The organism is Photobacterium sp. ABD4_091 (assembly GCF_056160145.1).
Genome location: NZ_JBSWWQ010000001.1, coordinates 3,030,777 through 3,053,942 on the forward strand (window position 1 = coordinate 3,030,777; position 23,166 = coordinate 3,053,942).

Annotated in this window: 18 protein-coding genes and 1 pseudogene; 6 read left to right on the forward strand and 13 right to left on the reverse strand. The window is 47.4% G+C overall.

Annotated features, from left to right (window positions below; translation table 11 throughout):
* Positions 1–251 precede the first annotated feature (251 nt).
* On the reverse strand, positions 252–923 hold the full coding sequence (locus ACXAGQ_RS13900) for a YccT family protein (RefSeq protein ID WP_475254506.1): 672 nt from the start codon (positions 921–923) through the stop codon (positions 252–254).
* 202 nt (positions 924–1,125) lie between these two features.
* Between ACXAGQ_RS13900 and ACXAGQ_RS13905 the strand changes: the two genes are divergently transcribed.
* Complete coding sequence (locus ACXAGQ_RS13905) at positions 1,126–1,887, forward strand: sulfite exporter TauE/SafE family protein (protein ID WP_475254507.1); 762 nt, start codon at positions 1,126–1,128, stop codon at positions 1,885–1,887.
* A 92-nt stretch (positions 1,888–1,979) separates the two neighbouring features.
* Here the strand turns inward: ACXAGQ_RS13905 and ACXAGQ_RS13910 are convergent, their stop codons facing one another.
* Both ACXAGQ_RS13910 and ACXAGQ_RS13915 read right to left on the reverse strand, forming a co-directional pair.
* Positions 1,980–3,170: a class I SAM-dependent methyltransferase gene (locus ACXAGQ_RS13910; protein WP_475254509.1), complete on the reverse strand. Its 1,191-nt coding sequence runs from the start codon at positions 3,168–3,170 to the stop codon at positions 1,980–1,982.
* 124 nt (positions 3,171–3,294) lie between these two features.
* A pseudogene (locus tag ACXAGQ_RS13915) lies at positions 3,295–4,691 on the reverse strand (methyl-accepting chemotaxis protein).
* Between the two features lie 91 nt (positions 4,692–4,782).
* Here ACXAGQ_RS13915 and yccX point away from each other — a divergent pair.
* Entirely contained in the window at positions 4,783–5,055 is a 273-nt protein-coding gene (gene yccX, locus ACXAGQ_RS13920) for an acylphosphatase (protein WP_475254510.1), read from the forward strand.
* Between the two features lie 134 nt (positions 5,056–5,189).
* Here yccX and tusE read toward each other — a convergent pair whose 3' ends face one another.
* From tusE to ACXAGQ_RS13970, 10 genes are all read right to left on the reverse strand, one after another.
* Positions 5,190–5,519, reverse strand: a complete 330-nt coding sequence (gene tusE / locus ACXAGQ_RS13925; RefSeq protein WP_475254511.1) for a sulfurtransferase TusE — start codon at positions 5,517–5,519, stop codon at positions 5,190–5,192.
* A gap of 115 nt (positions 5,520–5,634) precedes the next feature.
* Positions 5,635–6,300 carry a Bax inhibitor-1/YccA family protein gene (locus ACXAGQ_RS13930; protein ID WP_475254513.1) on the reverse strand — a complete coding sequence of 222 codons (666 nt, stop codon included), beginning with the start codon at positions 6,298–6,300 and terminating at the stop codon, positions 5,635–5,637.
* Positions 6,301–6,535: 235 nt separating this feature from the next.
* On the reverse strand, positions 6,536–7,261 hold the full coding sequence (locus ACXAGQ_RS13935; RefSeq protein WP_475254764.1) for an amino acid ABC transporter ATP-binding protein: 726 nt from the start codon (positions 7,259–7,261) through the stop codon (positions 6,536–6,538).
* A 120-nt stretch (positions 7,262–7,381) separates the two neighbouring features.
* Positions 7,382–8,479 carry an amino acid ABC transporter permease gene (locus ACXAGQ_RS13940; RefSeq protein ID WP_475254515.1) on the reverse strand — a complete coding sequence of 366 codons (1,098 nt, stop codon included), beginning with the start codon at positions 8,477–8,479 and terminating at the stop codon, positions 7,382–7,384.
* A gap of 11 nt (positions 8,480–8,490) precedes the next feature.
* The gene (locus tag ACXAGQ_RS13945) at positions 8,491–9,657 is read right to left on the reverse strand and encodes an amino acid ABC transporter permease (protein ID WP_475254516.1); all 1,167 of its coding nucleotides are present in this window, start codon (positions 9,655–9,657) and stop codon (positions 8,491–8,493) included.
* Between the two features lie 85 nt (positions 9,658–9,742).
* Complete coding sequence (locus ACXAGQ_RS13950; protein WP_475254518.1) at positions 9,743–10,900, reverse strand: amino acid ABC transporter substrate-binding protein; 1,158 nt, start codon at positions 10,898–10,900, stop codon at positions 9,743–9,745.
* Between the two features lie 335 nt (positions 10,901–11,235).
* Positions 11,236–12,459: an L-lactate MFS transporter gene (locus tag ACXAGQ_RS13955; RefSeq protein ID WP_475254519.1), complete on the reverse strand. Its 1,224-nt coding sequence runs from the start codon at positions 12,457–12,459 to the stop codon at positions 11,236–11,238.
* Positions 12,460–12,793: 334 nt separating this feature from the next.
* Positions 12,794–13,030: an HP1242/YdcH family protein gene (locus tag ACXAGQ_RS13960; RefSeq protein ID WP_475254521.1), complete on the reverse strand. Its 237-nt coding sequence runs from the start codon at positions 13,028–13,030 to the stop codon at positions 12,794–12,796.
* A 213-nt stretch (positions 13,031–13,243) separates the two neighbouring features.
* Positions 13,244–14,467: a sodium/glutamate symporter gene (gltS, locus tag ACXAGQ_RS13965; RefSeq protein WP_475254522.1), complete on the reverse strand. Its 1,224-nt coding sequence runs from the start codon at positions 14,465–14,467 to the stop codon at positions 13,244–13,246.
* Positions 14,468–15,036: 569 nt separating this feature from the next.
* Positions 15,037–18,171: a sensor domain-containing protein gene (locus ACXAGQ_RS13970; protein WP_475254523.1), complete on the reverse strand. Its 3,135-nt coding sequence runs from the start codon at positions 18,169–18,171 to the stop codon at positions 15,037–15,039.
* Positions 18,172–18,554: 383 nt separating this feature from the next.
* Here ACXAGQ_RS13970 and galE point away from each other — a divergent pair, with 383 nt between their 5' ends.
* From galE to galM, 4 genes are all read left to right on the forward strand, one after another.
* On the forward strand, positions 18,555–19,565 hold the full coding sequence (gene galE, locus ACXAGQ_RS13975) for a UDP-glucose 4-epimerase GalE (RefSeq protein ID WP_475254524.1): 1,011 nt from the start codon (positions 18,555–18,557) through the stop codon (positions 19,563–19,565).
* 104 nt (positions 19,566–19,669) lie between these two features.
* Positions 19,670–20,731 carry a UDP-glucose--hexose-1-phosphate uridylyltransferase gene (locus ACXAGQ_RS13980; RefSeq protein WP_475254525.1) on the forward strand — a complete coding sequence of 354 codons (1,062 nt, stop codon included), beginning with the start codon at positions 19,670–19,672 and terminating at the stop codon, positions 20,729–20,731.
* Positions 20,732–20,764: 33 nt separating this feature from the next.
* Positions 20,765–21,928, forward strand: coding sequence for a galactokinase (gene galK, locus ACXAGQ_RS13985; protein WP_475254526.1), 1,164 nt, complete (start codon positions 20,765–20,767; stop codon positions 21,926–21,928).
* Between the two features lie 33 nt (positions 21,929–21,961).
* A complete protein-coding gene (galM, locus tag ACXAGQ_RS13990; protein WP_475254527.1) occupies positions 21,962–23,029 on the forward strand; it encodes a galactose-1-epimerase in 1,068 nt (355 codons plus the stop codon).
* The last annotated feature ends 137 nt before the right edge of the window (positions 23,030–23,166 follow it).

Below are 23,166 nucleotides of genomic sequence, written 5' to 3' on the forward strand. Positions count from 1 at the left end.
TTGTTTCAAATTACATGGTGCCTCGCAAATAGTTGCTTTGTTCATGTAATTTAAACAGTCTTATTTTGCACCGATAACTAAAATTTGCTACAAGATTTACCCTTCAATAACTAGGGGGAATGGCTAGAAGAGGCGATGGCAATCGGAATAATTGTGGGGAGAGATGGGAGATTGATGGGCTGAATGAAAAAACGTCAGACTAGAGCTGGTTGAAAAAAAAGAGCCCGGAGGCTCTTCTATTTTCAATGCGCTTACTCTTGGTTAATCTTTGCTTTGAAACGTTCACGAGTCGCTTCATCAGCTTGCTCATACCAGTAGTTGAGCATGTTCTCAGCGACATTGCGTGTCTGCTCTGGGCTAACCGGTGGCTTAGGCGAGCTAGCAGACGGTGTTGCGGCTGGAAGTGTGGTTGGTACTGCAGCCGTTGCAGCAACCGCTGCGGTTGTCGTGGTAGCCGCTACAGCAGCCGCTTTACCTGACTGGTTGTAGATAGCGATTTCTTTTTCAAAGTCGCGACCTAGCTGAAGGCCAGATTTGATCAGCTTGTCTTGTTCTACGTCGATTTTATCACCGTTGGCTGCTACCAAAGATAGCTGAGGCGATTTGTTGAATTTACGCGCGTCTTGGGCGGTACGCAGTTTAGGCAGTTCCAACTTTAGTGCTTCATCGCTGGCGTCAAACTTGACGATGATAACGTCTGATTTGTACAGGTAGTCGTCGCCATTCTCACGCAGTGAATCAACATAAGTGAAGGCAAATTGGTTGACACCATTTGGAAGCGTTAGCGTGTCGTTGCCGTCATGCTCTACGCCGTTGACCAGAATAAGGTCTGCCTGGTAAGGGAGATCAAGCTTAACGTCAGCAAGAGAGGAGAAGCTTATGCCGCATGCTGCAAGAGCCAGTAGCGCGGTACGAAATTTCATAGCGGTTCCTTGAAAAACAATGTCCGAATAAAGTTGTCGTTATCGGTATTATCCCAGCAGTTTGTCGCTAGGTAGCTGAATAAGGGCTGAATGCTGGTTTTTATGCCCTAATAAACTCGTCACTAAATATAACACTTTGTTTAATGTATTGGGTATATTGCGTATAGACAAAAAACATAATCGCTATGGATAGAGTATTGCAATGGATATGTCATTACTGCATGCCAGTTTATTAATTGGCACTGGTTTTCTTGCCGGGATTATCAATACGCTGGCAGGAGGGGGCTCAAACTTGACTCTTCCTGCGCTAATGGTAATGGGAATGCCGGCAGAAGTGGCGAATGCCACTAACCGGGTTGGTGTCGCTGTCCAGGGGCTAACGGCGCTGGTGGGCTTTCGTAAGCATGGCAAGCTAGAAACATCGGATACCGGACCTATATTGCTTCCCACTGTCATCGGCGGACTGTTGGGGGCTTTTGGCGCTGCCTATGCACCATCTACTTGGATAAAACCATTACTGCTTGGCACCATGCTGACCATGGCGTTGGTTATTTTACTCCGCCCGTCTATTGTTGCTCCTCCGGCAGGTACTGAGCCAAGAAAAGTGAGAAATACCCCAAGTTCGTGGTGGGGGCTAGGGCTGGCAGGCTTTTATGGTGGCTTTGTCCAGGCGGGCGTCGGCTTTGTTTTGCTTGCGGCGCTGGCCGGAACGCTGCGATATGATTTGGTTAAAGCGAACGCCTTAAAAATGCTGTGTGCACTGGCATTCACCTTAGTAGCGCTAGTGCTGTTTGTCATCGAAGATTTGGTGCTGTGGGGGCCTGGGCTCATTCTGGCTGGTGGAACCATGGTCGGTTCGCATTTGGCGGTTAAGATGGCGATCTCTGCACGGCCTGAAACACTTAAGTGGTTCCTTTTCTTGATGACGTTGTGTGGTTCTATTGCGGCAATGGTTAGCGACTAGCTTGTATGGCCACAGGCAAACTGGATGGAAAAAAGCCAGCTTGATAGCTGGCTTTCACTTTATTTACCCTGAGGCAGGTTAATTGCTGCGCATTATTTTACGTGGCACGCAAAGCCTTTCAGGTAGAAACCTTCTGGATAGGCGCTGTCTAGCGGGTGGTCAGCGGCCTGGCCGAAACGCTCGATGAACTGAACTTCACGGTGGGCATCCAATGCGGCATCGGCAATGATCTTCTGGAACAAGTTGTTGTCCATCAGGCCTGAACAAGAGTAGGTCAGCAATGTGCCACCTGGCTTAAGGATTTGCATAGCTAGCATGTTGATGTCTTTGTAGCCACGGCATGCACCGACTAGCTGGGACTTAGACTCAGCAAACTTGGGCGGGTCCATGATCACTACATCAAATAGCTCACCACGTTCACGGTATTCACGCAGCAGCTTGAACACGTCGGCATTGAGGAACTCTGCGTTCTCCAGCGGATAGCCATTGGCTTCGGCATTCATGCGTGCAGTGTCTAGTGCTGGCTGTGAAACATCCACATTCACTACTTCACTCGCACCGCCTTTCAACGCGTACAGGCCAAAGCCACCGGTGTAGCAGAAGCAGTTCAAAACACGTTTACCGTTAACGTACTTAACGGCCGCTTCACGGCTGTCGCGTTGGTCTAGGTAGAAACCGGTTTTGTGGCCGCCAACAATATCGACATTGATTTTCACGCCGTTCTCTTCGATGGTAACAAACTTAGGAGGCTCTTCACCTGAAAGAATGCCGGTGCGCTGTTTAAGCCCTTCTTTTTTACGTACCGATACGTCAGAGCGCTCATACACGCTGCACTCTGGGTAACAGATGTTTAGCGCTTGTACCAAGGCGTCTTTTTGCGCTTCGGCACCTGCACTTAGCAACTGGCACACGAGGAAGTCTTGGTAGCGGTCGATAGTAATACCAGGCAGGCCATCAGACTCAGCAGCAATCAGGCGGTAGCCGGTTAGGCCATCGCGGGCTGCTAGAATATCACGTAGACCTTGGGCTGCTTTCAAGCGGTTGACGAAGAAATCGACATTGATTTGTTCGTTACGGTCAAAGGTCCATACTCGAACACGGATCTGAGATTGCGGAGAAAAAGCACCGCGTGCTAACCACTCGCCTTTGTGGTCGAAGATATCAACGGTTTCACCAAGGGATGGTTTACCTTCAACACGTTGGATACCGCGAGAGAAGACCCAAGGGTGGCGGCGGCGAAGAGATTTTTCACGGCCTTTAACCAGATAAATTGAAGCTGTCATGACTTGCCCAGTATGGAGTAAGGAATGGGGGCGTATTATGTTGTCGAAAGCACATAAAATCAAATTTATATGGCTTATTGAAGGCGGCTGTGCCGGTGGTTCGGCACTGCCAGGAAGGGAGGGGTTAGACTTTGAGCCCCCGCATCAGGGATTCCAATACTTCAGCCTGCTTGTTGAGCTGAGCGATTTCGTTGGCAGAGGCTGTGATTGCGCTGCAGATATCATTGGACTGGCTTCGTACCTGCTCAACATTGTTGGCAATGTTATCGGCAACGGCACCTTGCTGCTCAGCCGCGGCGGCTATTTCAGTACTGCGGTCTGAGATATGCTGGTTGCGTTCGGTGATCTGGGAAATTTCATTGTCTACCGAATCCATCAAGGCTTCGCTGTTATGCGCATTCTCAACCGTATTTTTCATTACAGCCATCAACTGCTGGCTGTTTTGCTGCAAGGCTTCAATCATCTGCTGGATCTCAACGGTTGCGCTTTGCGTCCGGCCCGCCAAGGTACGGACTTCATCAGCTACGACCGCAAAACCCCGGCCCTGCTCACCTGCACGGGCTGCCTCGATCGCTGCGTTCAAGGCTAGCAGGTTCGTTTGTTCTGAAATACCGTTGATGGTGGTTACCACGTCATCGATTTTAGCGGCATTGGTATCAAGTTCGGCAACAGCATTTGCTGCTTGGTTGATTCACTAAGGTGGCTGATGGCATTGCGAGTCTGGTTGACCTGAGCGCGGCCATGCTCTGATACCTGTTGGGCTTCACGGGTTTGCTCGGAGGTTTGATGTGCATGGGTTGCTACCTCGCGGATGGACGTTGCCATTTCCTCGGTAGCACTAGCCAAAGAATCAAGGTGCTGCTGCTGCGATGTCGAGAGTTGCTCACTCCCTGCGCTACGCTGGCGTAAGCTGCTGCTGATTTGCTGCATCAAGGCTATCGCTTGCTGAGTAGCCTGAACCAGTTGATGCTCACGCTCGCTGACGCGATCAATGGTGATGGCAATGGTACTGAATTCATCGCGGACCTGGAAGAAGTTGAGGCGGTTGGTTAAGTCACCGTCAGCAAGGCTTTGTAAGGCTTTGTAGGTGGTAAACATCGCACCACCAATGAAAGTCATGATGTAGTAAACCGCCGCGAGGGTAACGAGTAGGATCGCCAGCATAAAAGCCCATTGGCTAGTCGCGACGTTTGAAAACAGGCCCTCAGCATGAGCTGAGGAAATGCTGTAATTCATCCCGCTGACATAAGCAGTAATGTCGCCTTGGCCAATATGCAGGTTGGTGTTGGCAAGAATATTCCGGGCTTCAGCTTGGCTGATTTGCTGCTGAGAGAAAAGGGATGCGGTAGTTTGTAACTGCTGTGTCGTGATTTCAATACGTTGCTGGCTAGCACTATCGGCTAATATTGTAGCGACGCTGATAAGGGCGATGATGGGGAGCAGGAACAATAAGTAAAATTTTTCCTGAAGGGTGATATGGATTAAGTAACGATCAATCCATCGAAAGGCAACTTCTTTCATATTAATTTCTAAAAACAAAAGCTTAGAACGTTTTTTATGCGAGTAATATTATATTGTTATCGTGTGTAGAGTAGGATGCTTGAGGTGATCTATGTCACAAATATGCGTAAAAGCACTAATAACCGGTATGGTTCAAGGGGTTGGGTTCAGGTTTCATACAGCGCATGAAGGATTGAAATGTGGATTGACGGGGTACGCCAAAAATTTGCCGGATGGCAGTGTCGAGGTGATGGCTTGCGGGCAAGAAGATCAGGTTCAGCAGTTGCTTGCTTGGTTGGAGAATGGCCCGAGGACTTCATGCGTCGATAGCGTAGCATGGGAACAGATTGACTGGCGCCATTATGACGGCTTTGAAATTATGTAGTTGGGGCTATGATACTGGGGCAGAAATAGGATGTAGCTGGCGGCGATAGGCGAGTGGTCGCTTCCACCCGCGCTATCGTTACTGATTTGCCGATCTACGCACTCAATGTTAGATGCTGTGGTTCGATGCAATAGTTAGATGCACTTCACCGGTTTTGGTAGGCCAGCCAGTTTAGTTGCCTGCTTTGCAGGACCTTTCGGGAAAAGTTTGTAGAGGTAGCGTGAACTGCCTTTCTCTTCACCGTATTTTTTCGCCATTGCTTTCACCAGCATTCTAATCGCTGGTGAGGTGTTGAATTCCTGATAGAACTCACGAACAAAGCGGACAACTTCCCAATGGGCTTCTGTCAGGGTGATACCTTCTTCTTCAGCCAGCATCGGAACCAGGGCTTCACTCCAGTCGCCGGTGTTTTTCAGATAACCGTGGGCATCGGTTTCTATTTGTTTACCTTCAAATTCAAGCATGTTTGCCTCACATATAGAACGGCCAAAGCATAGTGATATTCGAGGGTGGCTGCAAGGTTAAGGCCATAAAAAAAGCGCCTTTCGGCGCTTTTTGTCTCAGTTCAGCTAACAGTGATTAGTCGTTGCTACCCATGATGCCTAGGATTTGCAGTAGGCTCAGGAATAGGTTGTAGATAGACACATACAGCGTCACTGTCGCAGAGATGTAGTTGGTTTCACCGCCGCGCACAATGTTTTGCGTAGTCAGCAGGATAGCTGCAGACGAGAACAGAACAAACATACCGCTGATTGCCAGTGATAGCATTGGCATCTGTAGGAAGATGTTTGCTACAACCATAACTAGGATTGCAACAAAACCAGCCAGTAGCATGCCGCCTAGGAAAGACAGGTCACGCTTAGTTGTTAGTGCGTATGCTGAACACGCCATAAAGGTCAGTGCTGTACCGCCTAGGGCTGGGACGATCGCATGGCCCATGCCAGCGCCGATGTACATATTGAGGATTGGCCCCAATGTGTAGCCCATAAAGCCTGTTAGTGCGAAGGTAAATACGATACCTAAGCTGCTGTTGCGGTTTTTCTCTGTCAGGAACATCAGACCGTAGAAGCCAACCAATGTGATGATCAAACCTGGGTGAGGCATATTCATCGCCATTGCAAAGCCTGCAACGACAGCTGACCATACAAGCGTTAGAGACAGAAGAAAATAAGTGTTACGTAGAACCTTGTTCGTAGAAAGTACGCTTTCGTAAGCTGCGCTACGATTGACCATACGATCGTTCATAAATAGTCCCCTCAGGGTTAGATATGTGATTGCTAATGTAAATGTATATTGGGGCATTTCATCGTTATTGCAAGCCGTTTGTCAAATTAATGCGGCTGTCCCCAAACAATAAACCCAGTGTAACGATATGACCTGAATGATACTTAACAATTCCTTATCTTTGTGGTCAAAGTTGTAAATGAATGTTACAGCACGTTGTTGGTGCGTCTCAATAACGTCATGATTAATATACGACTTAATGCAGAATTTGGTTCAAGAATAGTTGTGTCCTGTCTGATTGCGGGTTATCGAAGAACGCTTGCGGGGTGTTTTCTTCAATAATTTCCCCCATGTCCATGAAGATCACCCTATCGGCCACCTGCCTGGCAAAGCCCATCTCATGGGTTACACAGATCATAGTCATCCCCTCATTGGCAAGCTCCACCATGACTTCAAGCACCTCCCTGACCATCTCGGGATCCAGAGCAGAAGTGGGTTCGTCAAACAGCATAACCTGGGGTGTCATACACAGAGAGCGGGCGATGGCGACACGCTGTTGCTGGCCACCAGAAAGTTGGCCGGGGTATTTGTTGGCTTGCTCAGGGATTTTCACCCGCTCCAAGTATTGCATAGCAATCTTTTCGGCCTCTTTCTGCGGCATTTTTTTGACCCAGATTGGCGCCAAGGTACAGTTTTCCAGTACGGTGAGGTGGGGAAAGAGATTGAAGTGCTGGAAGCACATGCCCACCTCGCGCCGAACCAGCTCGATGTTTTTCAGATCGTTGGTCAACTCGTTGCCCGCCACAATGATTTGGCCTTGCTGGTGTTCTTCCAAACGGTTGATACAACGTATAAGCGTTGACTTCCCCGAGCCGGAAGGGCCGCAGATAACGATTTTCTCGCCCTTTTTGACCGTAAGGTTGATGTCTTTCAGTACGTGGAATTCGCCGTACCACTTATTCACCCCAGCCATGGTGATCATGGCTGACTGGTTTGGCGAGGCGTGGTTTGGCAAGGTGTGGCTTGCTGAGCTGCCGTTTTCACTGGTCTCAGGTGTTCTTTTGGCCGTTGTATTTTCTGTCATATCATCCCTCTCAATGACCTAGCGCTTATGGCCGGTATGGAGCTTGTTTTCAAGGTAAATGCTGTATCTCGACATACCAAAGCAGAATATCCAGAACACCAGCGCGACAAAGACATAGCTTTCTGTGGCAAAGCCCAACCATCTAGGATCGGTGTTGGCCGCTTGCCCGATCCCAAGCACATCGAACATACCAATGATGAGCACCAAGCTGGTGTCTTTGAACAGCCCGATAAAGGTGTTAACAATGGCTGGAATACTGATTTTCAGCGCCTGCGGCAGTACGATGAGGTACATTTTCTTCCAATAACTCAGTCCGAGCGCGTCAGCCGCTTCATATTGCCCAGACGGGATGGCCTGCAGGCCGCCACGTACAACCTCTGCCATGTAAGCCGCACTGAACAGCACCACACCGATCAATGCCCTGAAGAGTTTGTTGGTTTCGGTTTCGGCATTGAGGAAAAGTGGCAGCATGACAGATGCCATGAACAACACGGTGATCAGCGGGACTCCACGCCAGATCTCTATGTATACGGTACAGAGGCTTCGGATCACCGGCATGTTCGAGCGTCGACCTAGAGCCAGTGCAATACCGATGGGGAGGGAGACCACGATACCGACAATCGCAATAATCAAGGTGATCAGAAGGCCGCCCCACAGGTGGGTTTCAACGACGGGTAGGCCAAATATGCCACCGTACAGCAAGCCTGCAATGATGAATGGGTAGATGTTGACGAAGAAGAGCCAAATCCAAGTTCGCCCGGGTGTTTTTTCGAAGGCGAGCAGCGTAATAAAAATAGCAAGGGTGATGTAGAACAATTGAGGGCGCCATAACTCTTCTTGGGGGTAAAACCCAAACATGAATTGTTCGAAACGCACTGAGATAAACACCCAGCAAGCGCCATTCCGGTGGCAGTCATCGCGGGTGGTTCCAATCCAATCTGCTTTGAGGAAGGCCCAGTCAACAATATTCCAAACTATCATGATGGCAAGGTAGCCAAGAATGAGCGTCAGGCAGGTATTGATAACATTTGAAAACAGGTGTTTTCGCAACCAGCCGATAATACCGACGGTATTTGAAGGGGGAGGCAAGTCTGGGCGAAACTGATGTTGATGCATTGCCATTCCTCCTAACGTTCAACCAGCGCGACTTTGCGGTTATAAATGTTCATCAGTAATGATGTGAGTAAGCTTAGAGTCAGATAAACCGCCATGGTCATGGCAATGATTTCGATAGCCTGGCCAGTTTGGTTAAGTGTTGTCCCTGCAAATACCGAGACCAGATCGGGATAGCCGATTGCCATTGCCAATGAGGAGTTCTTGGTCAGGTTAAGGTACTGGCTTGTCAAGGGAGGGATGATGATCCGCAGTGCTTGAGGGATCACGACCAAGCGTAAGGTTTTGCCTTGGGGGAGCCCGAGTGACAAAGCGGCCTCAGTTTGACCGTGGCTGACCGCATTGATCCCGGCTCGGACAATCTCCGCAATGAATGAAGCGGTATAGATACTCAATGCCAGCAGCAATGCTGCCAGCTCGGGAATGATCCCGATGCCGCCTCTGAAGTTGAACCCTTTGAGTACAGGGGCTTCCATATGGACAGGTTGTCCGCTGGCAAAATATGCGATGGTGGGGAGCACGATAAGTAGGCTTAATGAGACCCATAAAATAGGCGATTGCTTACCAGATACCTTTTGCTTTCTTTTGGCATGAATGGTGTAGATGATGCTCAGCACGACTGCGGTAATCAATGCAATGCCAATCCAGTAGGCGTTTTGTTCAAAAACGGGTTTGGAAAAATAAAGTCCTCGGACATTGAGGTAGACACTTTCGCCAAGGCTTATGCTGTTTCTGGGCGAGGGAAGGGCTTGCAGGACGGCGAAATACCAAAAGAAAATTTGTAGTAGCAAAGGGATGTTACGGAAAGTCTCGATATAAACTGCAGCAAAACGGCTGACCAGCCAGTTTGATGAAAGCCGGGCAATGCCGATGACAAAACCCAATACAGTGGCTAGAAAAATCCCCAAAACTGAAACCAGGGCGGTATTAAGCAAACCGACAAAAAACGTTCGACCATAACTGTAGGTTTCGTCGTAATCAATTAGGCTCAACCCGATCCCAAACCCAGCTTCCTGGCTGAGGAAGCCAAACCCCGTTGCAATACCGCGCTGATCCAAATTGGTCAGGGCATTATTGATTATCGAATAGATAAAATAAGCCAGCGCTGCTGCAGCAAGTGCTTGGAACAGCAGAGCACGAAAAGTAGGGTTATAAAACAGACTTGTTTTCTTCGCTGCCAAAACAATACATCCTATGTAAAAGATTATCATGGCAGGAGGGGAGGCAACGGCTCCCCTCCAAATGGGCTAACATTTGCGATGGGTACTAGCGCATAGGTGGTGCGTATAAGAAACCACCATCATTCCAAAGCGCGTTTGCCCCCCGTTTAATTTCAAGCGGCGAGCTCATACCTACGGTACGCTCGAAGCTTTCCCCATAGTTACCTACTTGCTTGATAACTTGATAAGACCAATCGTCGTTGAGGCCGAGCCCTTTCCCTTTCGGTCCATCAGCGCCAATCAAGCGGCGGATATTAGGATCGTTAGAATTCTTCATGTCATCAACATTGTGGGAAGACACGCCCAACTCTTCGGCATTGATCATCGCATTAAGGGTCCATTTCACGATATTGAACCATTGGTCATCCCCTTGGCGGACTGCCGGGCCAAGCGGCTCTTTAGAGATGATATCGGGTAATACGACGGCTGAAGACGGGTCTTGTAGGTTTAGGCGCAGCGCATACAAGCCTGATTGGTCAGTGGTCAGTACGTCACAGCGGCCCGCCTCAAAGCCTTTCACTGTTTGTGCGGCGGTATCGAAGACAACTGGGGTATACTGCATTTCGCGGTGGCGGAAAAAATCAGCGAGATTAAGCTCGGTTGTGGTACCGGACTGAACACAGACTGCTGCCCCATCTAGCTCTCCCGCACTTTCGACTTTAAGGTCTTTTTTGATCATCAACCCCTGGCCGTCATAGTAGTTTACCCCGGCAAAGTTGATCCCCAGTGCTGTATCACGGTGTAACGTCCAAGTGGTATTGCGGGATAACAGATCGATTTCTCCCGACTGAAGGGCAGTGAAGCGTTCTTTGGCGGTCAGCGGGATGTATTTCACCTTGGTTTTGTCACCGAGCGTCGCTGCGGCGACAGCCTGGCAAAATTCAACATCAATCCCTTCCCATTCCCCTTTCTCGTTAGGGTTTGAAAAACCGGGCAAGCCAGTAGTCACACCGCATTGGAGATAGCCTTGTTTCTGTATTTGAGCAAGGGTATCTGAGCCTGGGGCTGATGCAGGTTGGTCGCTGCCGCCGTCAACGTCAACTGCTCCTCCCGAAGCTTGGGCAAGCTGCTGCTCCAGGGTCTCAACTTTATTCTGTAGCGATTGGATTATCTCTTTGTCTTGGCTGCTACCACCACTATCACAGCCAGCAAGAATGAGAGCAAAAGTGGATACTGCCAAGGTAGAGGTAAGGGTTTGCTTCATAGTTACGTCCTGTTATTCCTTATTAAGAGAAATTGACGTTTCTTGTCGTCATTATTAGCAGTTATCTCCAAAAGGGTACGCCGTGTTTTATCTATCTAATAAGCGCTTGCTTTAGCCATAAAAAATAACTGTCTGTTTTTGTGTCACTATTTAGTATAGAAACACTTTGAAATAGTTCTAGTTAATAAGTTGTTAACATTTGGCGGCAAGAGGAAGTGAACGTTTGAGAAAAGTTATCGGTTGGAGTCGTGGCAAGGTCGAGGAAGCTGGAAACAAAAAAAGCACAGCCAGGCTGTGCTTTTTATATCTAAGGTTTATCTAAGCCTCAGAGGAGATTAAGCGTTAGCCAATTTCTTCTCTAGTGCTTCTGCATCAACAGGCTTAGTGATAACAGATAGCAGAACGTTAACGCCCAGCATCACGGCACAGATGGTGTATGCAAGGGTGTAGTTACCTGAAACACTCATCGCAATCGCAGTGATAGCAGAACCGATGAAACCACTTACACCCCATGCAGTGTATAGCACACCGAAGTTCGCGCCGTAGTTTTTCAGGCCGTAGAACTCAGCGGTTAGGGTAGGGAATACAGCCAGCAGTGTACCGTAGCCAACACCTGCTAGTGCTGCACCAATCATTAGTGTGAAGCTTGAGTCAAAGCTTGCGAATAGTGCCATATTGATACCCTGCATGATGAAAGCAATTGTCAGGGTACGTAGGCCACCAATTTTATCAGCTAGCATACCTGCAGCCACACGGCCGCCTGAGTTGAAGATAGATAGAACAACAACTAGGAATGCAGCTTCAGTGATGTTTGCTTGCTGAGAGGCAATCAGAGTGATGTTACCAATCACCATTAGACCTGCAGAAGATGCAAGAGCAAACATGATCCACAGTGAGTAGAACTGAGGTGTTTTCAGCATTGCACGCCATTGGATATCTACTGGCTTAGATGCTTTAGCCTTGTAGTTAGCAGGAACCTGTGGCTTGTAACCTTCTGGTGGGTTAGTGATAGTGCTAGCTAATGGAACAGTGATAAGCAGGATTGCTACGCCCAGGATCAGGAAGCTAGTGCTGATACCAAATGAATCAATAAGCAGAGATGTTAGTGGCGCTAGGTATACTGCAGCCAAGCCGAAGCCAGCAGCGATCAGGCCGTTTACCAAGCCTTTCTTAGAAGGGTGGAACCACTTCATTGCCGAAGGGGCAAGGCATGCGTAGCCGAAGCCGATACCTGCACCTGTCATTAGACCAAATGTGACAAGCAGTAGCAGAGGGCTAGTAGCAAAGCTTGAAATGATCATGCCCGAACCGACAAGCACTGTACCCAAGATAAGGATCTTACGCGGGCCCATTTTGTCTTGAAGTACACCAGCTACCAATAGTGATAGAGCAAAAGTGATTACAGCAACTGAGTATGGCATAGAAGCATCTGCATCAGACCAGCCCATATCTAGAACGAGTGCTTGCTTGAATACACTCCAAGCATACAGGATGCCCATACATAGGTTGATACAGAAACCTGCCAGCAGGATCTGCTTTGCTTTATCGAATTTAGTCATTGTTTTCTCTGTCACTACAAGGGAAACAGTATGGCTTTCATACTGTGCTCAAAAAAAATTGGTCTTTATTAACAAAAGTTGATTGTTATTAAAGTTGCGCGGATTCTATCAATATTTTTTGAATTGGAAACCGCTAGAAATATCCAGTTACAATTATTTCCGGGTTTGTTTGGGCTATTCATATCCTGTTAACATGGTTGTTTCTTTACATTCAATGACTTATGTTGGGTTATTGTAGGGATGACATGGTATGTAGAAAGTATGAATTTATGTCCACCCCACAGTGCGTAAAGCTGTGAAGTGAACATATTCGACATCATTGTATAGGGTAGGATCAGTGTGAAAGGATACTGTAGATTTTGTCTTTCAGTTGGACGCGTTCTAATTTGAGCTGGGTGAAGTGGTGGTCATCTGTGGGAACGTTGTTACCTTCTAAGCCTCTAATCTTGTGATCTAGCTGGTGGTAACGGTCAGCCATTTGCTTGAAGTCTTGGTCGGATTGTTTTAGCTCCTTGATTCTATCTTGATGCTCAGGGTACTCGATAAACAGTGCATGATTTTCACCTAACATATTGATACTCCCACGCTCTTCATAATCCTACCGATACGGACGATAGGCACAGATTCAAATGTAAGCCACAGAGGCTTGTGGCCACCGACGAAGCGCACCCCAAAACGAGAGAAGACAGTTGTTCTTAGTAAAATTGAGGTCGATAAATTAATAATAGCTGGGAGATGCCGAACGGCAAAGCCGGACCCTCTTAGGCCCGGCTTGGAAGGGGGATTATTGGATAAAGCTGATATAGGTTTGCAGCACGATCAGGTTAGCAATGTCGATAAAGAATGCCCCGACAATAGGAACAACCATGAATGCTTGCGGTGATGGGCCATTGCGCGAAACCAGGGCTCCCATGTTCATCACTGCCGTTGGCGTTGCTCCCATACCAAACCCACAGTGACCACCAGCAATAACGGCAGCGTCGTAGGTTTTTCCCATCAGCCTAAAGGTAACAAAGTAGGCAAATGCCGCCAGTGTGACAGTTTGCACTGACAGGATCACAATCATTGGCAGGGCTAGGCCAAGCAATTCCCACAACTGGAGGCTCATTAGTGCCATAGCCAAGAACAGCGACAATGAAATTGTACCCAATGCATCGACCGTTTCATTGTTGATTTTGTATACCTTGGTCGTTTCACAGATATTGGTGATGAACACACCAATAAACAGTGAATAGACAAAATCAGGTATACGGAGCCAATTGATGCCAAAGCTATCGACGAGCTCTTTTACATGGGCAGCGCCGGCAACACAGATCAACAGGATGAACAACACTTCAATGGTGTTCTTTGCGGTAATACGGTCTTCTTCGTTATCGCTGTAGGTAACCAGATCAGGGTGTTCGATATGGTGCTTCTCTCCTGCCCCAAACTCAGACTTGAGCGAAAACTTATTGATCAAGCGCTGGGCAACAGGGCCACCAATGATACCACCCATAACAAGGCCGAAGGTGGCTGCTGCCATGGACAGTTCAAGAGTTTGCAAGCCATACATATCAGCAAATGTCTGTGACCATGCCGCGCCGGTACCGTGGCCACCTGAGAGGGTAATCGAACCCACCATCAAACCCAGTAAAGGATCCAAGCCCAACATGGTACTTAGGCTAACACCTACAGCGTTTTGGATAATGATGTAGAGTGTAGCGATACCAAGAAATAAGAAAACTCTTGAGCCACCTTTAGCCAATAGTTTAAAGCTTGCGGCTAAACCGACTGTCGCAAAGAACATTTGCATCAGTGTGTCTTTAAGGCTTAGCTGGAAGGTAATATCGACACCTTGAGTATGTAAAATTGCAATAAGCACGGCAACAATCAATCCGCCAACAATAGGCTCTGGAATATTGTACTTCCGGAATACCTTTACTTTGCTATTAATGAAATAGCCAAGAAAAAGCACAATAATCGCAGTGAGAAACGACTCAAGTTCGCTTACTTGTATAACTGAATTCATGATTATGTCTTATCGTTGTTTCTTAGGCGTCAATTTTACCCCCTAAAATGGCCACTGCCTATATTGCCATTTTAACTACAATAGTGTAGACCCGTGGTTGTTCTTTGGTTGTAAATGTTTTGATTGTGCTGCTCATGTTTACAAAATAACAATGCAGTAGATTGCTTTGTTATTTTTATGTTCTCAGTATTGGGGCGGGGTAAGCTTTCTGATAAAAGTCTTTATATATAAGAAATGCTTCATCCGATATACGTGTATGCTTTAAAATCAGCAGGCTATTGTTGAACAGGTGAATATCCATACGAAAAAAGCGGTATATATAAACCATTAATTTATGTGATTAAGTTGTTACGCTACTAAAATTGTCGATTGTTTCGTAATCAATGAATAGCTTTAGCAGTAAATATCCTTGTATCGAGGCGATTTTTATCGATTTTTTTTTGATTTTTTTATAACAACAACTACGTTTCCCCTTATCGGCTGATGTATTTGGATGTGGTGACTAATAAAACAGCGTATATAATACAGGTTAGATCAACTTTTTCGCTGATTTCTCTCAAAGCTAGCAGCTAAACAAGGCTTTTACCTCTCTGTAAATACAGCTTTTCAAATTCTATTACAGGCTGCGGACGGCCAAACAGATAGCCCTGAAATTCTTCGACGCCGATACTGGTTAAAAAGTCGCGTTGCGATTCCGTTTCAACGCCTTCAGCGACAACTTGCATATTTAGGTTATGAGCGAGCTCTACTATTGAGCGGGTAATGGCGATATTGTCTTTATTCCAAGGGAGATCTTTGATGAACTCCCGATCGATCTTCAATATATGTATAGGGAAGCGACTTAGGTAGGCTAGGGAAGAGTAGCCTGTGCCAAAGTCGTCTATAGCTATTCTCACACCGAGAGCTTCAAGTTTAATCAGCTTGTCCAGGGCAGTATTGACATCAGACATAATCACCGACTCGGTAATTTCGATTTCTAAGTATGAAGGATCGCACCCGCTGAGGATTATGGCTTTATCGATTGTCTCTACAATGTCGGAACCCAATAATTGTTGTGCAGAAATGTTGATGGCGAAATTGAGGTAGATGCCGTTAGATTGCCATTCGGTCAACTGGAGGCATGCCTTTTGGATCAGGTATTCGCCAGCCTCGATGATTACGCTTGAACGTTCAAGGATAGGGATAATGTTGATAGGTGACTCATGTTCACCATATTCATTTCGCCATCTTAATAAGGCTTCGACACCGCAAATCTCATGGTTGATGGCATGTACTTTGGGTTGGTAGAAGAACTCGTAGCGATCTGTTCCTATCGTCCGCCTTAGTTCTGACTCCAATTGAATTTGCTGAATACTATCCACGCCCATTTCGGTGGTATAGAAGCAAAACTGATTGCGACCTTGTTCCTTGGCTCGGTAAAGGGCGATATCAGCATATTTACTGAGATTTTCAGCAACATTAGAGTCATCAGGAAAGAAACTGATACCGATACTAACGGTCAAAAATAGCTCTTTGCCTTCCACGACCATAGGTTGTGAAATGCGCTTGAGGATGCGAGTTGCGATATTGGTGACATTTTGCAAGTTGGCGTTCTGTACCAATAAAATAGCGAACTCATCGCCGCCCAGACGTGCCAGGAAGTCAGTCTCACGCAACAGGCTGTGAATACGCTTGGCTGTTGTTTGGATTACTTTGTCTCCAACAGCATGTCCCAAGGAGTCATTGATCTGTTTAAAGTAATCCAAATCAAGTGATAGCAGCGCGATATTCTCTCCAGTACTCATGTTACATTTCACCGCGGCACTGATTTGCTGCTGCAGTAACGTACGATTGGGTAATTCAGTTAATAAATCGTAGTGAACAAGGCGGTGGAGCCGGTTTTCAAACAAGACTCTCTCGGTAATGTCCTTGCCGGTAGAGATATAGTGGCTTATCTTCCCGCGGCTATTGCGTATCGGGGCGATGGTTTTTTCTTCATAAAGGATCTCTTCGTCATTTTGCTTATGGGCAATAACCCTCTCAATAACATGCCCCTCTTTTAATTGCTTCTGGACATGCTTTACATCATTGATGTTGTTGAGTGTATTCTTAAGCAACTCAAGTGATTGCTTGCCAACAATATCTTTCGCCTTGATGCCGTTGTGCTTTTCAAATGAGCGGTTTACGTACTCGACCACACCTCTTTTGTCGGTGATGATGACAGAGTCATTGCTCTGCTCTAATGCTCTGGAAAGGCTTTTGAGTTTTTCTTCGCGCTCGATCCAGTAGGTGACATCTCTTAAATTCAGCAGTATTTCACGGCTTGCACTATAGACCGTTTCGGTAGCGATTATCTCAATATGCTTTGTCTTGAGGTTGTTAAATATCAAACGAATTTTAATGGTGGGCTGTGTCTTTTCACGCAGTTGCTGCAATTGTTCAATAATAGCTTCCACTTGCCGCCGCGATTCTGTTCCGGGCAGTAGCCTCGCTAGGTTGCTGCCTATTATATCTTTGTTGGACAGGGAGAGGATTTGCTTCGCTGCATTGTTGGCAGTCATGATCTTCAAATTGTGATCGAGTGTCATGAGCCCATCAGGTGCATTGCGAAGTACCGTAGCATACTGCAAAGCGGTGTCTTCAATCTTGACCGTCATTTTGCGCTGGGCACGGAGCAGTTGTGATAAATGCCAAGCGAGCACTAAACAGCCGGAAGCGAGGCTGACGATCAGGCCACTGAAAATAATGAGCTTAATAATTCGCTGTTGGGTAAAGGCCAGCTCGGTGACCGCCTCCTTCATATTGACCTTGGAGATAATGGTCCAGGGGAGGTCGGTACCCTGGAAAGGCAGGGTAAAGATATCTTCACCATCAAACGAGGTGCCCGAGAAGAATCGGGTATAGGTATAGAGGTAGTCATCAATCTGAATCTGACCATGATCTTTAGCCTGAATGTCTTGCCAAAGGCCAGGGTAGATGTGGTTAAAATCCTGTTGGTCAGGGTCGAAGACAGAAGGCATGAATTGCCAAGCACTGTCCTCTGTAGGGCCAAGTAGCCATTGGCCATCACTATTTACCAGCCAATTTTGAACCTGATCCCAGCCATATTGCCCTTTCAACTCTGCGAGGTAATCCATCCCGAGATAATTAAGGGTGATCAACCAGCTTTTACCGTTAATTTTGAAGTGGCTAACAAAACGCAGCATAGGTTTGTATGGCCGCTCAATTTGGCCATTTTCCTGGTTCAGGTCGAATTGGGATGTATGAAAGCTACCAGGTGGGATGGCTAACGCTTTTTTGACGTAACCTCGATGGCTTTTATTTTGCAAATCTGCTTTTGCAACCGCGACCGTTTCATCGCCTACTTTGTTGACACGTATAACCTCTTGCCCAGCATCATTAATTAAGCGCACTTGATCATAATAGGAGCGTGTTGAGGACAAGCGTTCAAATGTCGAGGTAAGAATTTCATGTTGTCTTTCAATAGTATGGTGAGTTAGCGATAACTCTTTGGCTTTTTCACTCAAATAGCGAAGATCTTCGATGATAGGGGCAAAGTGCAAACGCGTGATATGCAATGAAGATTGGTGGCGGCTGTTTTCACGGTCTTGGATACGATGATTCAGCTGGCTGATGTCTTCGCTGTAGATGTAGTAAATCGAAACCGACGTAATAGTCAGGAGAGGAATGAAAAAAAACAGAAACCGAAAAATCGTCGTTTTCATAATTCACCAGGGTGCACATCAACTAAGTTAGTATAGTCGTTGAATGCCCACTACAGCATACAAAAAAGCCAAATTAGTATGACACGTCACAGTGTCTATGTTGGAAAGCATGATTCCGCTCACCATTATGCTCGCTGATGCTTATTTGGCTCCACCTAAAGGTAAATCGTTTACACCAATCCACTTGTGGTTATTCCTAACACAGCATTGGTTTAGCCGTCATATTCCCATTAAAATGTGAAATTTGTGGAAACGTTTACACTCTGTGGGAGTGATCACAGTATTCGTTTTGGGCTTATTGATAAACTTGCATGCAGTTAAGAACAAGATGCTGTTTCTTGGGTGGTTGAGCAAGGCCACTGGCAATGATTTGGGAGAGAGTGATGAAGGTATTAGTAACAGGTGGTATGGGCTATATCGGAAGCCATACCTGTGTACAAATGATTGAAGCAGGCCTTGAGCCGATCATTTTGGATAACCTTTGCAACAGTAAAGAAGCCGTGCTTGAGCGCGTTGAAACGCTGGCAGGTGTAAAACCGACTTTCTATCAAGGCGATATCCGCGACCGCGAAATCCTCGATCAAGTCTTCTCTGAGCACGAAATCAGCTCTGTAATTCATTTCGCCGGCCTGAAGGCTGTCGGGGAGTCGGTCGAAAAACCACTTGAGTATTACGACAACAACGTACACGGCACCTTGATGCTGGTGGATGCGATGAAGCATGCGGGCGTCAACAGTTTGGTGTTTAGCTCATCGGCAACGGTTTATGGCGATCCGGAAGAAATTCCAATCAAAGAAACCACACCGACCGGCCAAGTGACCAATCCATATGGTCGCAGTAAGTACATGGTGGAAGAGTGCCTGCGCGATATCCAGGTTGCCGCGCCGGCAATGAGTATCACGCTACTGCGTTACTTCAACCCAGTAGGGGCTCACCCTTCAGGCATTATGGGTGAAGACCCGCAGGGTATTCCGAATAACCTTATGCCGTTTATTGCCCAGGTAGCTGTCGGTCGCCGAGAGTACCTATCTGTCTTTGGTAATGACTACCCAACGCCAGATGGCACGGGTATTCGCGATTACATTCACGTGATGGACTTGGCCGATGGCCATATTGCAGCATTGCGAGCGGTAGGAGAAAAAGCGGGCTTGCATGTCTTCAACCTGGGTACTGGCAAAGGCAGCAGCGTACTTGAGATGGTCGGTGCCTTCAGCAAAGCCTGTGGCCACGATGTTGCTTACAAAATTTGCCCGCGTCGCCCTGGAGATATTGCCGAGTGCTGGGCTGATCCGGCTAAAGCGCGTGAAGAGCTGGGTTGGGAAGCCAAGTTCGATGTCACTGCGATGGCTGCCGATACATGGCGCTGGCAGTCAGAAAACCCGAATGGCTACTAGTTGTCATTGATATGAATTCGGGAGTAGGTAGCGTCTCACCCCTAAGTTTGCCTGCTCCTACCTTTATTTAGTTTGCAGTATCACTGTAATGGCGAGTTTTGAAAATGTCTGAGCAAAAATTTAATCCAGTTGATCACCCACACCGTCGCTACAATCCGCTGACGGGGCAATATATTTTAGTTTCACCTCATCGTGCGAAGCGTCCTTGGCAGGGGGCAGATGAAACACCGGAAGAAGCAGAAGATAAAGCATATGATAGTGAGTGCTTCTTATGCCCAACCAATACCCGTGTATCAGGCGACGAAAACCCTGACTACGCCGATACCTATGTCTTTAACAATGACCATGCGGCTTTAACGCCAGATACACCGGATGCTCCGGAATCTGACAACCCACTTTTCCGCTGCGAAAGTGCCCGCGGTTTGAGCCGAGTGATTTGTTTCTCACCTGATCACAGTAAAACCTTGCCTGAGCTACCAGTCGGTACCATTCGCAAGGTAATTGATACCTGGAATGAGCAAATAGAAGAACTAGGTCAAGAGTATGTTTGGGTACAGGCTTTTGAAAACAAAGGATCAGCCATGGGCTGCTCTCAGCCTCACCCACATGGCCAGATCTGGGCAAATAGCTTTTTGCCAAACGAGATCGCCAGTAAAGATGAAAACCTACGTGCCTACTACCAAGAGCAAGGCACAAACTTGCTGGTGGATTACGCCAAAGCCGAAATGGCTGACGGTTCACGTACCGTTGTTGAAACGGAGCATTGGATTGCCGTCGTTCCTTACTGGGCTGCCTGGCCATTTGAAACCATGCTGATGCCGAAAACCCATATTCGTCGTATGAGCGAATTGACCGACGAACAGCGTGATGATTTGGCCGTGGCTATCAAAAAATTGACTAGCCGTTATGACAATCTGTTCAAGTGCTCGTTCCCTTATTCAATGGGCTGGCATTACGCACCATTTTTCAAAGAGGGCGATACCTCTACAGAACATTGGCAGCTTCATGCGATTTTCTATCCGCCGCTACTGCGCTCAGCCACCGTCCGTAAGTTCATGGTGGGCTACGAAATGCTAGCAGAAAGCCAGCGTGACCTTACCGCAGAGCAGGCAGCAGATAGGCTTCGTGCCCTAAGCGATGTTCACTACCGTGAAAACCAACAATAACAACGTACCCATACAGAAAGATAGGAACCGATTATGTCTAAAACACAACTGCTGATTGACGCTGTTAATACTTCATTTTCTTCCGTGCTGGGTTACGAAGCGACGCATCTTATCCAAGCGCCGGGCCGTGTAAACCTTATCGGTGAGCACACTGATTACAATGATGGTTTCGTACTGCCATGTGCCATTGACTATCAAGCTGTCGTGGCGGCCGCACGACGTGACGACAATATCGTCCGTGTTGTGTCAGTTGACTACGACAACCAAACCAAAGAGTTTGACCTGGCCTCTGAAATCACTTTTGACCAAGAGTGTATGTGGATCAACTACATCAAGGGTGTGGTGAAGTGCCTACGTGGTCGTGGTTACGAGTTTGCCGGTGCAGATATTGCTGTTAGCGGTAATGTGCCTCAAGGCGCGGGTTTGAGCTCTTCGGCGGCATTGGAAGTGGTAATTGGCCAGACATTTAAAACCCTTTATGCGCTAGAGATCAGCCAGCAGGAAATCGCGCTTAACGGCCAGCAAGCAGAAAACGAATTCGTTGGTTGTAACTGCGGCATTATGGATCAGCTTATTTCTGCTGAAGGTGAAGAAAACCACGCCTTGCTGATTGACTGCCGTTCACTGGAAACCAAAGCCGTATCGATGCCGGAAGATATGGCCGTTGTTATCATCAACTCGAACAAGAAGCGTGGTTTGGTTGATAGCGAGTACAACACCCGCCGTGAGCAGTGTGAAGAAGCTGCACGTATTTTTGGGGTGAAAGCGCTGCGTGATGTCACAATCGAGCAGTTCAACGCCCGCGTTGATGAGCTTGACGAGATGGTTGCCAAGCGTGCTCGCCACGTGATCACTGAAAATGACCGTACTGAAGAAGCTGCGATTGCCCTAAGCAAGGGGGATATCAAGCGTATGGGTGAGTTGATGGCCGAATCTCATGCTTCTATGCGTGATGATTTTGAAATCACAGTGCGTGAGATTGATTACATTGTTGATACCGTGAAAGCCGTGATTGGCGATCAAGGTGGGGTGCGCATGACAGGCGGTGGCTTCGGTGGTTGTGTGGTATCGATTGTGCCACCGGCATTGGTTGAGGAAGTGAAAGCGGTTCTTGCCGAAAAATACGAAGCAGAAACCGGCCTGAAAGAAACTATCTACGTGTGTAAAGCCAAAGCAGGTGCAGGCGTGATTGCCTGAGCCGTGAAGAAAAATCACATATAAGGATGAACAATGACACTACCTCATAAGGTGATATCGCTACACGAAACCATGACCATGGAGGCGGCCAGCGATGGCCGCCCTGCAAACCTGTTCACCCTGACTAATGATTCAGGCATGACGGCGACCTTCATGGACATAGGTGCGACATGGCTAAGCTGTACCGTGCCTGTCGATGGTGAGGCGAGGGAAGTATTACTTGGCTGTTCAACCATGGCTGATCACCAAAAGCAAAGTGCCTATTTGGGAGCGACTGTCGGTCGCTATGCCAACCGTATTGCTAATGGCCAGTTCACGATTGATGATGTAAAGACTCAAGTGGCGACCAACCAAGCGGGCAATACCCTGCACGGTGGCCCTGATGGCTATGATAAACGTCGCTGGGCGCTGGAACATCAGAGTGATACCAAGCTGGTATTTAGCCTGTTGTCAGAAGATGGCGATCAAGGCTTTCCTGGTACTTTGCAAGCCAAAGTCACGTTTGAACTAACAGCAGATAATACGGTTGCGATTAGCTACCAGGCTGATTGTGATAAGCCTTGCCCGGTAAACTTTACCAACCATGCCTACTTTAACTTGGCTGGTGAAGGCTCAGGCGAAGATTGTTTGCAGCATGAACTGATGATCAAAGCGGATCGCTTTGTACCAACGTCTGATGTCGGGATCCCTACTGGCGAGTTGAAATCAGTCGAGCAGACAGGGTTTGATTTCCGTGATGGGAAAACGATAGCGCAGGACTTACTGAAAGATCCTGAGCAAGTATTAGCGAAAGGCTACGATCATGCTTTCATTATGGTACCGGACGTCACTGATGGTATTGCAGACTTTGCTAAAGCTGTCTCACCCGATCAGAAAGTGTCTATGACGGTACAGACTACTAAGCCGGCTGTTCAACTCTATACCGGTAATTTCTTGTCGGGTACAAAAGGCGTTTCCGGCGAATATGGTATTCATCAAGGTTTCTGCCTAGAAACAGAATATCTGCCGGATGCACCTAACCACCCGGAGTGGCCTGGAGACAGTATTTTGCGTCCCGGTAAAGTCTATGCCCATTACACGGGTTACCGGTTTAAGTTTTAGTGTTTTATACCCAAGTTACCTCAAGGTGCAGGATTCAGAGGGTTGTCAGCGTATTCAATGCAAGGCGAAGATTTGCAGGAAAGGCATTCCCTTCTAAAAAGCTTCAACGAAGGAGTGGATGTGCTGACACCCTCCCG